This window comes from Brevibacterium sp. BDJS002 (genome assembly GCF_028201555.1).
Taxonomy (GTDB): domain Bacteria; phylum Actinomycetota; class Actinomycetes; order Actinomycetales; family Brevibacteriaceae; genus Brevibacterium; species Brevibacterium aurantiacum.
The window spans coordinates 2,703,236-2,715,964 of the sequence record NZ_CP116392.1 but is presented as its reverse complement, the minus strand read 5'-3'; the positions used below and the strand labels follow the sequence as shown (position 1 = coordinate 2,715,964).

General features: G+C 59.6%; 9 protein-coding genes and 1 pseudogene. 7 read left to right on the top strand and 3 right to left on the bottom strand.

Features of this window, described 5'->3' with window-relative positions; translation table 11 throughout:
• Position 1 precedes the first annotated feature (1 nt).
• From pheT to PGC08_RS12520, 4 genes are all read left to right on the top strand, one after another.
• Positions 2–2,590: a phenylalanine--tRNA ligase subunit beta gene (pheT, locus tag PGC08_RS12535; RefSeq protein ID WP_271708548.1), complete on the top strand. Its 2,589-nt coding sequence runs from the start codon at positions 2–4 to the stop codon at positions 2,588–2,590.
• 14 nt (positions 2,591–2,604) lie between these two features.
• Positions 2,605–3,486: an SDR family NAD(P)-dependent oxidoreductase gene (locus PGC08_RS12530; protein ID WP_271708547.1), complete on the top strand. Its 882-nt coding sequence runs from the start codon at positions 2,605–2,607 to the stop codon at positions 3,484–3,486.
• A 161-nt stretch (positions 3,487–3,647) separates the two neighbouring features.
• Complete coding sequence (locus PGC08_RS12525; RefSeq protein WP_271708546.1) at positions 3,648–4,190, top strand: GIY-YIG nuclease family protein; 543 nt, start codon at positions 3,648–3,650, stop codon at positions 4,188–4,190.
• Positions 4,191–4,193: 3 nt separating this feature from the next.
• Complete coding sequence (locus tag PGC08_RS12520) at positions 4,194–4,895, top strand: DUF6308 family protein (RefSeq protein ID WP_271708545.1); 702 nt, start codon at positions 4,194–4,196, stop codon at positions 4,893–4,895.
• Positions 4,896–5,800: 905 nt separating this feature from the next.
• On the opposite strand, the gene PGC08_RS12515 is transcribed toward PGC08_RS12520, so the two are convergent.
• The 3 genes and pseudogenes from PGC08_RS12515 to PGC08_RS12505 all read right to left on the bottom strand — a co-directional run bounded on the left by PGC08_RS12515 (position 5,801) and on the right by PGC08_RS12505 (position 9,451).
• A complete protein-coding gene (locus PGC08_RS12515) occupies positions 5,801–7,123 on the bottom strand; it encodes a restriction endonuclease (protein ID WP_271708544.1) in 1,323 nt (440 codons plus the stop codon).
• A gap of 84 nt (positions 7,124–7,207) precedes the next feature.
• Positions 7,208–8,465 (bottom strand): annotated as a pseudogene (locus PGC08_RS12510) (transposase).
• A 248-nt stretch (positions 8,466–8,713) separates the two neighbouring features.
• A complete protein-coding gene (locus PGC08_RS12505) occupies positions 8,714–9,451 on the bottom strand; it encodes an aspartate/glutamate racemase family protein (protein ID WP_271708543.1) in 738 nt (245 codons plus the stop codon).
• A 103-nt stretch (positions 9,452–9,554) separates the two neighbouring features.
• Here PGC08_RS12505 and PGC08_RS12500 point away from each other — a divergent pair, with 103 nt between their 5' ends.
• From PGC08_RS12500 to PGC08_RS12490, 3 genes are read left to right on the top strand one after another with little or no spacing between them, the layout of a single operon-like run.
• The gene (locus PGC08_RS12500; protein ID WP_271708542.1) at positions 9,555–10,505 is read left to right on the top strand and encodes a LysR family transcriptional regulator; all 951 of its coding nucleotides are present in this window, start codon (positions 9,555–9,557) and stop codon (positions 10,503–10,505) included.
• Positions 10,505–11,041 carry a TRAP transporter small permease gene (locus PGC08_RS12495; protein ID WP_235351326.1) on the top strand — a complete coding sequence of 179 codons (537 nt, stop codon included), beginning with the start codon at positions 10,505–10,507 and terminating at the stop codon, positions 11,039–11,041. The genes PGC08_RS12500 and PGC08_RS12495 overlap by 1 nt, the downstream gene beginning before the upstream one ends.
• A 23-nt stretch (positions 11,042–11,064) precedes the next feature.
• Positions 11,065–12,609, top strand: coding sequence for a TRAP transporter large permease (locus PGC08_RS12490; RefSeq protein WP_271708541.1), 1,545 nt, complete (start codon positions 11,065–11,067; stop codon positions 12,607–12,609).
• Positions 12,610–12,729 lie beyond the last annotated feature (120 nt).

Sequence of the window (12,729 nt, the reverse complement as noted above, 5' to 3'; positions counted from 1 at the left end):
TATGCGCGTCCCACTGAACTGGCTGGCCGACTACGTCGATCTCCCGGCCGATACGGATCCCCATGCCCTGGCCGCGGAATTCGCCGCGGTCGGACTCGAGGAAGAGGACTTCTTCGGCCCCGAGATCACCGGGCCCCTCGTCGTCGGACGCGTCCTCGAACTTGTCAAGGAAGAGCACTCGAACGGCAAGACCGTCAACTGGTGCCGTGTCGACGTCGGCCCCGCACACAACGAAGATGCCGATGATCCGAAGGACCCGCAGCCCGGCGAGGAACGTCCCAGCCGCGGCATCATCTGCGGTGCCCACAACTTCGTCGTCGGCGACCTCATCGTCGCCTGCCTGCCCGGAGCCGTCCTGCCCGGTGATTTCCAGATCGCTGCGCGCAAGACCTACGGCCACAAGTCCGATGGCATGATCTGCTCGGCCAAGGAACTCGGCCTGGGTGAGGACCACGACGGCATCATCGTTTTGTCGGATCTTGGTCTGACGGGTGAGCCCGGCGATGACGCGATCAAGCTGCTCGGCCTCGACCAGGTCACCCTCGACGTCAACGTCACCCCTGACCGTGGTTACCAGCTGTCGATGCGCGGCATCGCCCGCGAGTACGCGCAGATGAAGGGCCAGTCCTTCACCGACATCGGCAGCCCCACCGTCGCCGAGGTCAACGCCCCCACCGATGACGGGTTCCCTGTCGTCATCGAGGACTCCAACCCCATCGACGGCAACGTCGGCTGCGACCAGTTCACCGCCATGCAGGTCACCGGGCTCGACCCGGCAGCGACAACCCCGTTCTGGATGCAGCGCCGACTCATCGCCGCAGGCATGCGCCCCATCAGCCTCACCGTTGATGTCACGAACTACGTCATGCTCGAACTCGGTCAGCCCCTGCACGCCTATGACACGGCGCTGCTGGGCGAGGAGATCGTCGTGCGTCGTGCGCAGGCGGGGGAGAAGTTCACGACCCTCGACGATGTCGAACGCACCCTGGATGCCGAGGACCTCCTCATCACCGACCGCGGTGGACAGGGTTCAGGCACTACCAGCGGCAAGATCATCGGCCTCGCCGGTGTCATGGGCGGAGCAGCGGTCGAGGTCAACGCTGAGACCACTGCCGTCGTCATCGAGTCCGCTCACTTCGATCCGATCTCGATCGCCAGGACCGCACGGAGGCACAAGCTGTCCTCCGAGGCCTCGCGTCGCTTCGAACGTGGAGTCGACCCGTTGCTCGGACCGGTGGCGGCACGCCGCTGCGCTGACCTGCTCGTCGAACTCGCCGGCGGCACACTCAGCCCGGCGACGACACAGGTCGGACAGGCTCCCGAACCCACCGTCATCGAGCTTCCGGTCAAGCGCGTCGACTCCCTCGTCGGCGTCGACTACACCACCGCCGAGGTGACCGGGCTGCTCGAAGGCATCGGTGCAGTCATCGAGGTCATCGGCAAGGATCGTCTGGCCGTGACCGTGCCCTCCTGGCGTTCGGACATCACCGCAGACGTCGACCTCATCGAGGAAGTCGCCCGCACAGGTGGCTATGATCGGATTCCGTCGATCCAGCCGGCCGCTCGCGCCGGCCAGGGACTGACCGAAGCACAGCGTGCGCGGCGCCGGATCTCCAACCTGCTCGCCGCCGATGGCTTCACGGAGGTGCTGTCCTACCCGTTCACGTCCGATAAGCGTGATGATCAGCTGCGTCTCGAAGCCGACGATGTGCGCCGCAAGCACATCCGCCTGGCAAACCCGATGTCCGAAGACCTGCCGCTGATGCGCACCAACCTGCTCTCGACCCTGGTCGAACTGGTGGCACGCAACTTCGGTCGCGGAGCCAAGGATGTCGCGCTGTTCGAAGCCGGACTCGTCTCCACCTCGGCGGGACTGCCCGCAGGTCCTGGGCCACGGCACCTGCCCGGCTACCACCCGACTGATGCCGAACTCGAGGAGGTCTACGCCTCGGTTCCCGCCCAGCCGTACCACTACGCGGGCATCATCTCCGGCAATGCGGAATTCCCCGGAGTCTGGGGCAAGGGCCGTAAGGCCGAGGCCGCCGACGTCATCGACACTGTTCGTCGTATCGCCCGTACCAACGGCATCGAGGTCACCGTCGACGCGGACCAGGTTGCCCCCTGGCACCCGGGTCGGGCGGCGAAGTTCCTCCTCGCCGACGGTCAGACTCTCGGTCATGCCGGTGAGCTGCACCCGAAGGTGTGCGAGAACCTGGGACTGCCCGCGCGGACCGTGGCCTTCGAGATTGATCTCGACGCCCTACTGGCACAGGATGATCTGCGGACCTGGGATGGTGCCCTGTCAACCTACCCAGTCTCGCGTCAGGACGTCGCCCTCATCGTCGACGAGTCACTGCCCACGCAGACTCTGGCGGCGACGCTGCGCGAAGGTGCGGGGGAGGAACTTGAGCTTCTCGAGACCTTCGACCTCTACACCGGTGACCAGCTGCCCGAGGGCAAGAAGTCCCTGGCCTTCCGCCTGACCTTCCGAGCGGCAGACCGCACGCTCAAGGCCGATGACGCCTCGGCGATGCGTGAGGCCGCGACGCAGTTGGCAGCCGATCGCCACGGTGCCGAAGTACGAAGCTGAGAGGAGCCTAGACCATGTCCGAGAAGCTGCCCTACGGAACCAAGCTGCCCAATGATTCGACGGCTGGTGAAGCCTCCGCCGTGCCGTCCGAGACAATCGCGATCGTCACTGGGGGAGCCCGCGGCATCGGCCGTTATCTGTCCGAAGCGTTCGCACACGCCGGCTATCACGTGGTCATCACGGCCACCTCGGCGGATCGTGCCGAGACTGCGGCCGCCGAGATCATCGGCAGCACCGGGGGAACGGTGACCGGATTCGGCCTCACCGCCGACGATGCCGCCTCGGTCGCCGAGCTGAAGAACTCCGTGCACGAACTCGCAAGCGAGACCGGACGCAGACTCCAGGTGCTGGTCAACAATGCCGGCCGCATCGAATCCACCGAAGGTCCGCTGTGGGAGGCCGAGCCGGAGAGCATCAAGGGCGTAGTCGACGCCAACGTCCTCGGCGTCGCCCTCATGGTCAACGCCTTCGCCCCGGTGCTCATGGACAATGCCGAGGCGACCGGTCGTCCCAGCCGCATCATCGACCTCAACTCGGGATCCGGTGCCCAGGGCACTCCCGCCTATGCCGTGTATTCGGCATCGAAGGCGTCCCTGTTCCGCATCGCCGACTCCGTCGTCCACTTCGGCCATGATCTGGGTCTGCGGATCTTCGAGATGGCGCCGGGAGTCGTGGAGACGTCGATGACGAAGTCCATGCCCGTCCATGACTTCCGCGGTGAAGACGATTGGACCAGCCCGCAGCAGGTCACCGACCTGGCGCTGGCATTGTCCTCGGGGACCTTGGATGCGTTCACCGGACGGTACGTTCGTGCGGGTGCGGATTCGGAGCAGTCCCTGCTCGCCGAGGCGGCTGCCGGTCTGTCGGATTCGTCCCGTCGACTGGTGCTTGGGTGAGGTTTGCTCCGACCCGTCGGTCAACGCACTCCCTGTCGTAGTTTCGGGTGATTAGAGAACTGAGAATTCTCAGGTAGTCACGCCAGCTGCATCTGCTGGTTCGGCTAGTCTTGAGCCAAGATGCGTCTGGGCAGTAGGCAACTCAAAGGAGAGAAGAGTCAATGATTATCGGTGCGTACGGGCTGTTCTGGGAAGAAGAGCTAGTCGATTGGAAGGCGCGGCCCTGGCGGCTCTTAGGTCGGCAGGGACTGAACTCGGGAAGTCTCCGTATCGTTGACTTCCGGCGAGCTCGAGGCGTCTACATTCTCTATAACGATATCAACGTCTATTACGTCGGTCTGGCAGTTGGAAATAATGGAATCGGAAGTCGAATCCGGGACCATCTCAATGACGAGCATTCCCAACTGTGGAACAGATTTTCCTGGTTCACCTTCGATTCTCCTGACCACGAAGGTGTCATCGGTGACGATGGTGTAGAAACTGTCGCACAGACGTACAGCGGAGTTGAGAACCTCGATACCAAAGACTTGATTCGTGATTTGGAAGCTCTGCTTCAGCAAGCCATGCAACCCCTGGCAAACAAAGCGATGACCAATTTTGCCGATGGTGAAGAGTGGTACCAAGTTGCCAATCGTACGCCAGACGTCCTGTTGTTTGAAGATCTAGCTCCTCGGCTTCGCCGCGACCCTCAAGAAAAAGAGTAGTGAATGGTTAACAGCGGCAGTGCCTTCCCCACGGTCAGCTCAGACACCCTAGATTTCGCTAAGAAGCAGTGTTTACACGTGCTCAATAACGATCTGACACCTGAGCGGGTTCGGAAGTATTACGACGTTGATACGAATTATGCCGGCGCCACGTTTGCTGGCCTTAAGCCCAATGCGGCCGGTGAGATAACCGACACCGATCTGCTGGCAGTTACCACGTTGTCTGTGGACATTCCCGTGCTTGCAGTTCGGCGAATACTCGAAGACAACGCAATCCAAAGCAAAATTCACGGCGCGTTGGAAGCTCTTGCTGCTTGCGCACTTGAGGATACTGTTGCGCAGAGCTTTCCATCTATGGAGGCATTCTACGACTTGGTCAAGTCGCTGCTGGCCAAGGCGGATACAAAGAGTTCCAACCCGTGGGTGACAGCAAGCAAGATTGCAGCTCGAAAGCGGCCAGACCTGTTTCCTGTCCGCGATCGTGTCGTCTGCAAATTGCTGGGAATCCATCGGCATGGTGACAGAGCCAAAGACTGGGTTGTCTACCGTGAGTTGATGCGGGACGAAGAAGTTCGTTCAGCGCTGAGTGCCGCAGTGGCGAAGGCAGAGGCGGTGGAGGACCAGCGAGAAGTCAATTTTGATTTGGAACCGTTGCGTCAGTTAGACGTGGCACTCTGGTCTGCCGCATCCAAATGGCCGTCCTAGGCAGCGGTGGTGATGCCGTTAAGCATTTTGCTGCTCGGCCAGGGTATATCGTTTGCCTGACCAATAAAGTCGGCTCTTCGGTCGATAAGGCTCAGTGTCTGTGGGTGGTTCGAGCCATTCTGCACGTTGCTTGCAGACACTGTATGGAAGTAGCATCCGGTGGCGCCGGTGTTTGCTGGGTAACTACAATTAGCACTAATGTATCAGGACTCTTCCCGCGCGCCACGGCGCCGCTTTGTCGAACGCCTGATGTTTGGTTGCTGACCTCGAACTACGACCTCGTTGCGCACGTCCCTACGGACCATGGGGAGCCGGGTCTACACGTGGGTCCGCCTGCGTTCAAGGCTGTCGATATCGTGCGCTTTCCCAGTGTTTGCACCCAGAAGCCCGGGTGGACAGCACCTGTGAGATGCAGATCGGCCTGCACCTGAGTTGTCTCGAAGAGCTCGGCACTCGTGGGATTGCGCAGCTGGTGCTGAGCGGAAGGCGCTCGACCGACAGCAATAAGCGACCGTACTTTTGAGCGCGGGAGCAAGAGGCCATTTGAACTCTATCGGAAACCGCCAGTGGTGCTGTGGGATCTCGGTGCATCGTGGACACTGAATCTCATCACTTCGGCGACAGCCAGCCTTATCACTTCGTTACACGTCCGCTACCGGAAGGCCCTTCTATACAAGAGTTGTAGAAGACCTATCCTGGATTCGTTTTGGAGTCGTGAAGTCCAAAGTCTTCGACGTCGCCCTCATCGTCAACGCATTCGCCTCGGTCGGCAATCCCGTAGTCATCGCCCTTATCTAGGCGAGATGAGTAGAGCCTCCGGCCCCCAGAATCGTCGGTGCTACTTGAGAGGACGGTGGTCAGGCTCATCGTTGAAGTGGTAAATGGTCTGGGAATGCGAAAGCGTACTAACGTGTACCGTTGCCCAAGAGCCGATCAGCGAGGGTAGATCGAGACGCGATCGTCCCATCGTAGTCAAATTCGAAGAGGGCCATTCCTGTCTCTCCAGCCCACTGTAGTGCGTGAGAAGTGTATCCGTTTAGAGAGAAAAAAAGTGGCAGTACATCTCTATGTGCGGAAATTCCATATAGCCGCTGAAGTTGCTCACTTGTGGTCGGCCGTCCTTCGAGCTTGACTTGCGCAACAGCTTCAAGTGATTCTACGTCGACTCCACCGTCGATTCCTGCCTTTGTTGCGACTGCATTGGTGAAACCAAGCGCAGTCATTATTTGCGCTGCATATAATTCGGCGTCTCGTGGATTCTTGATAAGTCGAGGTGTTGGCAGTGTCGGAGAGTTCCTTGGTGGGGCACTGAAGTCTGTCATCACCTGTTCAAAAAGCAGACGTGTACCCGGGGTTTGGGTATCGGGTATTGCTGCTTTTAGCGTCTCTGCAAAACGAGATTCTCTATCTTTCCATTCCGGAAGTTCAGAGTCGTTTAAAAGATTGGTTTGTCGTGTAAGGTAGTCAAAATCGTCGTAAGCGATGGACCATGACTCGAAATCTAGATTCGGAATCCTGAAGTTGTAGAAAATGTGATCTAGAATATCAAAGAAGTAGATGGCGTTTGGCAGATTTTGCCCGGGGAGTCTGCGATAAACGGCGGAGAAGTAGCTATTGTAGTCTAAGCTATGAATGCATTGCAGGATTAGGCTTGGTCCGCGTCTTCCTTCAACTGCAATCAATTTTACAAGAACTATTGAACGTGAGCCAGTTAATGGAACATTCTCCCCCGTTATTGAATACTGGTCTTTGTGACCGGACGGGCGAAAATTTGTAATCCCGATAGGACTGTTGGCTGATTTCGAGTGACCATCAAGCAAAAGTAGTGGCCAATCGGTTACTGAGTTTGTTTCATGTTGTTGAAGTAGCTGATGTTCGATCGTTGCAAACGACGAATTATCAAGACTTGGTTCAACAAAATCCATTGGCCTGGCTAGAAGGGAACCGCTCAGTGGCGCGAACACATCTACGTCGGCTTCTTGATAGAGAGTGGAGCATCTTTCGAAAAAATCTCCTTGCACTAGTCGTTCCTGCGAATGGGCGTCGGGGAAATTTTGAACGATTTGGCTGTGTTGCTGGTTAAGGTCAGACATCGATAAATCCCATGGAAAAACTGGCAGCGATTGGAACAGTTTTCTCTCATCGCGTTCAGCCTTGCTCCGACGGGGCCGTCTAAGTGGATCAGTTGCGTCAGACTCTGGGATCTTGAACCAATCTGAAAAGGCCACGGTGGACTACCTTCTGTCTAATTTGAAGTTTCGATCCTATGATAGAGGCATAGAAGGCTCTAGTTCTCGATATTTCTCTGATGTCTACAGATTTTTGGGGCGCTTGATAAACGAGGTGTGGGCGCTTGAGCCCAGTCCACCGGCATGGATCCGGGCCCTGATGAGAAGGTTGTTGCGGCTGAGGTACCACTACGCGACACCCCGCGAATGCCCGAGTTGGCTGTTAATCGCTTCCGGTGGCTCGTTCTGCGTTCTGGGTGATCGATACGCGCCAGAATATCGGCACGACTATGTTGAAGCGTTGCTCGCAGACTCCGCTACTCCTTCAACTCACCAGGGACCGTGTTGGCCAGGTTGTCAGTCGACCGGACCATGACCGTCTTGCCCTTCGCCGGCGCGGTCACGTATCCATTGACGTTGTTTTGGTGGAATTGCGAAAACACCATCGGTGGCATGGCTATCGGTAGCGAAGACGCCATTGCGTCGATGCTTCTGTTTTTTAGACAGGAGCCTTTCGGGTGTCCGGATCGTTTTCCTGATCCCGTGCAAGTCATCACCGCCTGGGACCGGCACCCATGGAACTCGATTTTCAAGGCTTCCCTCGCCTTATCGAGTTTCGTTCTGATGTGCGCATCACGGAAGTGATCCATGATCGTGAACGAATCCGGGTTCACTTGGGTCGCGGGCTTCTTATCCGTCGAAGGCATTAATTACGGTGGGGCCAATGTTCGGCCCGGTGGCCATTTGGTTGACTTTCCAGTCAGTGAGACAGCCTGTGGGCAACAAGGCCGGGAATGAAATGGAGTAGCCGTACTGGCCTGTTGCTGGGTTCGACAATGTCGTTCATCTGTCGAAGCCACGATGGAACACAACAGTGTTCATCGACCCTGATCGTGGTCACATCATCGAACTTGGTCACATCGACGATGAAGATGTTGCGACCGAGATTAAGCACGCCCTTACACATTGTGTTCCAAAAATTGGCGAGTTTCTTAGCGATCACGTGGATGCTTATGTGGTTGAAGACGACGAACTTCAATACCCACAGGCGTGCGGTAGGGGATTGCTTTGACCGGCTCACGCAGACCCTGAGCGGAGATTGCGACCAACGCCTGTTGCCGTCGGGGTGGGTGAACGTTCAGATGCGAACTGCCAGTGTCGCTGTGGTCAGTCCGATCAGCGGATCTGTGTGGTGCGGACCTGTCCCTGGTGCCCGCTCTCGGCGCAGCTTGCGTTGACGTCGGTGATCAGGCATAACACAATCAGGTGCTTGCCGATAAGTGTGAGTCCGAGCTCGTCCAGGCGGCGTGATATCGAGGGAGAGCGGGGCAAACTTGCGTATTAGGGACCTTAGATTGTGATGGAGTCTTGAACACTTACATCACATCCCGAGGTTCTGGTGGCTTTCGGGGAAGCTCCAGCTTTTGAACAGCTTCCTACTTGTGAACAGCCCGTAGAGGTGGACGTTGTTGCCCCAATCCATCTCAGCTCCGTTTGTGCCACTTAGGTTAGTGATTCGGCTGATCGCAGCAAGACCACGACCCGGCATTGACGCAGAATTGTTGGCACAAGGTCCCCGGATTCCAGCAGTCAGCGCCACGGGAGACAGAAACTGCAAAATTGGGTCACCGCACGCTCCTCAGCCAGCATCCACTCCACAATTGCTGCCACATGCGCATCCACAGAGTCGATGGCCGGCAGGGGAGCGGTCTCTGGTGGAACCAGCAACCCGATCTCCGTGCAGGACAGTGCCACCGCATCGGCGCCGCGGGCCTTGAGATCCCTCATGATCTCGACATAGCGGGCACGGGAGGCATCGGTGAAGACACCCTGAGTGAGCTCGTCGAAGATGATCTGGTCGATCTCAGTACAGGTCTCCTCGTCGGGGACGAGAGTGCGGATGCCCTCTGCCTCGAGCCGTTCGGTGTAGAAGCCGTCGAGCATCGTCCACTTCGTGCCGAGCACCGCCAGAGTCGAATGGCCCTGACGCTTGGCCACCGTCGCAATCGCATCGACGATGTGAATCAGGGGTGCATCGACCGCGGTCTCAACGGCAGGTGCGCACTTGTGCATGAGGTTCGTCGCAATTGCCACCGCTTCGGCGCCGCCATCGACGAGTCGCTGTGCCGTTGAGGTCAGGGAGGCATCCATGCCCGTCCAGTCTTCGGCGACCTGCATGTCGCGGATATCGGCGAAGTCCGTGGAATCGAGGAGGATCCGGGCAGAGTGATGCCCGCCGAGTCGCTCAGTCACAGCTGAGTTGATCTTCGTGTAGTACTCAGTGCTCGAGTGCCAGCTCATTCCACCCAACAGGCCGATCCTGCGCATAGTCCATCTCCTCGTGCTCGTATAACGGTGCCTTCCCCAGTCTCGTCCGAACCAGGAACTCCCGGTAGGCCCAGTTGCCTCTGCCATGACATAACCTGGGCTTATGGCAAATGTGTTTGAGCAGGCGCTCGATGTCGGAGAACCGAAACGTCTGCTGATCTTCGGCGCGATCGCCGAGGCAGGCAGCATCGGTGCTGCCGCACGCGAACTCGGCTGGTCACAACCGGCACTGTCCCAACACATGAACGCGCTCGAGAAAGACCTCGGCGTCAGACTCTTCGAACGCACCTCTCGCGGCATCGTGCTGACCACCGCAGGCCAACTGACACGCATCCGCGCGAACGAAATAGCCACCTCGGTGACGGGTTTAAGAGGCGACCTGGCCAGAGCGTTCGGCCTCGGCGGACGCAATGTCCGACTGGCAGGATTCCCCAGCTTCGTCGTCGGCCCCTTGGCAGCAGCCTTGGGAAGTCTCGCATCATCCTCCGGTACGGGCGCCGATTCCGTCCAGCACCACTCCTACGAGGTTGCCGAAACAGAACCGCCCGAAGCCATGACCCTGCTTGAAGCAGGCGAGATCGACGTCGCCTTCCTGTTCCATCACGAAGATGAGGAGGCACCGCGGCTGCCTGCTCACGACACGGTCGACCTTGGGGTCGATCATCTTGACCTGCTGGTCCCCGAACGATGGAACCGTGCTGGACAGATCACTCACCTCAGCGATGTCGCGGACCTGCCGTGGATCATGGGCTGTGTGCGCTGCCGCTCCACCGCCGAGCGTCTCTGCCGGCGTGCCGGCTTCGAACCACGCACACGACACATCACTGATAACCCGGGTGCGATCCAGTCGCTCGTCTCCAACGGACTGGGCGTTGCCCTTCTGCCGCGAAGCGCCCGTCGCTACTCTCAAGTGGCCGGCATCGACCCGATCGTCCTCGACGAAGCAGGGGCACGCAGAGTCACCGCGATGATCCCCGATGGTCTGCGCTCGACGTCGGAGGTCGAGGATCTGTTGGATGCGCTTCGTGCGGTGGAAGTTGCAGGTGATGTGTGATGCTGGCATTCACCACAGTCCTCAACAAGTGCCTGACGATCACCACGGCAGCGGCGATCATCATCATGATGCTCCACATCGTCATCCACGCGCTCACGCGTTCCCTCTTCGACGCCCCGATCTACGGCACCAACGAGATCGTCGAGTATTGGTACCTGCCGATCGTGGCATTGCTGGGCATCCCGGCCGCACAGTTGCAGAAGGAACACATCACCGTCACCATGGCCATCGACCGGGCACGGCCAGCCACCGCCTCGGTGTTCACAGTCTTCGCCTGCATCCTCGGCGCACTCGTCTCCCTCGCCTTCGCCTGGTTCGGTCTCATGAAGGCACTCGAGAACATGGCGATCGGCTCGACCGCTGACGTCTCCGACATCATCACCTGGCCGGTCTACTTCCTCGTCCCGATCGTTTTCATCCTCCTGGCCACGCTTTACGTCCTCGACGCCATCCTCATTGCCCGCGCCGGCGAACCCGAGGTCGACCGTGCCACGGGGCAACCGGCCGAGCACGATGCCGACACCAGAACCTACTGACGAGCCGCCGACGGAAACGACCTGTGAACGCAAATACTGATACCTCCGCAACCGGCCCGACTCCGGACGGCAGCACGCAGAACAGCCCTCAACTGCTGCCCTCGGGTTCCCGCCGGAGACCGCCCGGCTACCTCGCTCTGACTATCGGCTTCGGCCTTGTCGCCATCTGCCTGGTCGGCCTCTTCACCAGTCCCTCGGCGGCGATCGGCGGCGCCTGGTGCATCGCCATGATGCTGGTGCTGCTGTTTCTGTCGGTACCTGTCGCCATCGCCTTGTCTGTGCCCTCCATCGTCGGCGTCTACGCGGTTAGCGGCATCCCCGCGACCATGAATATCCTCTCGACGGCACCGTTCAGCGCGGTCTCGGACTGGACGCTGAGCGTGCTGCCGATGTTCATCTTCATGGGCATGCTGCTCACCCAATCCGGACTCTCCGGCAAGATCTACCGCGTGGCCGACCACTGGTTCTCCTGGCTGCCCGGCGGCATCGGCATCGGCACGACCTTCGCAGGCGCCGGACTCTCCGCGGTCACCGGGTCGACGATCGGCATGACCTACGCCCTCGGCCGAGCCGGCATTCCCGAGATGCTCAAGGCCGGCTACGACAAACGCATGGCCGTCGGGACGATCATGGTGTCGGGAATGACCGGCAACCTCATCCCACCGTCGATCCTCATGGTCATCTATGCCGGCATCGCCTCGGTGCCCGTGGGCCCGGCACTTATGGCGGGTGCTCTGCCCGGAATTCTGCTGGCGCTGTGCTTCGCCGTCTTCATCTTCGCCATCGGTGTTATCGCCCCGAAACTCGTCGGCCGCGGCATCGACACCGCCGACCGCACGACACCTACCTGGCACCAACGGCTGACCTCACTCGGCGGAGTCTGGGGCTTCCTCGTCATCCTCGTCGTCCTCTTCGGCGGCATGTTCTCCGGCATCTTCACCCCCACCGAGGCCGGAGCCGCCGCCGCGCTGTGCTCCGTTCTGCTGTGCCTGTGGGAGAAACGGGGCGACCATCCCTGGCGAAAGATCGCGGACTCGGCCATGGCCACGGTGTCGGCCACCTCGGCGATCTTCTTCATCATGATCGGTGCGACGATGCTCACCAGCCTGCTCGCGATCACGGGGCTTGCCCCCATCCTCACCGGATTCATCACCGACCTCGGGCTCTCGCGGGTGGGCTTCCTGCTCGTGCTCATCGTCCTCTACATCATCATGGGCATGTTCTTCGACACCATGTCCATGATGCTGCTGACCATTCCGATCCTGCTGCCGACGCTGGAGACGATGGGGGTCAGCCCACTCTGGTTCGGTGTATTCGTTGTCCTGCTCGGCGAGTTCGGCATGGTCACCCCGCCGGTCGGCATCATTCCCTACATCATCCACAGCATCGTCAAGGACAAGGCCGTCAACCTCGGGCACACCATCACGCTGCGCGACATCTTCATCTCACTCCTGTGGTTCCTGCCCGTGGCCGTGGTTTTCCTCGTCCTCATGGTCGCCGTCCCCGGCATGACCGAATGGCTGCCCGATCTCATCGAACGCACCAGCGGGGGCATGGCCACCGGATGACCCTCGCCGAGGTGGCTTTGCCCTTTCGTCGCCCGCGCCGTCGCGTGGCTTCCGCACTGTGTGAGGGGAGTCATAACAGGGTGGACTCATTCAGATCTATGATCTAAGGAAACTCTCAGT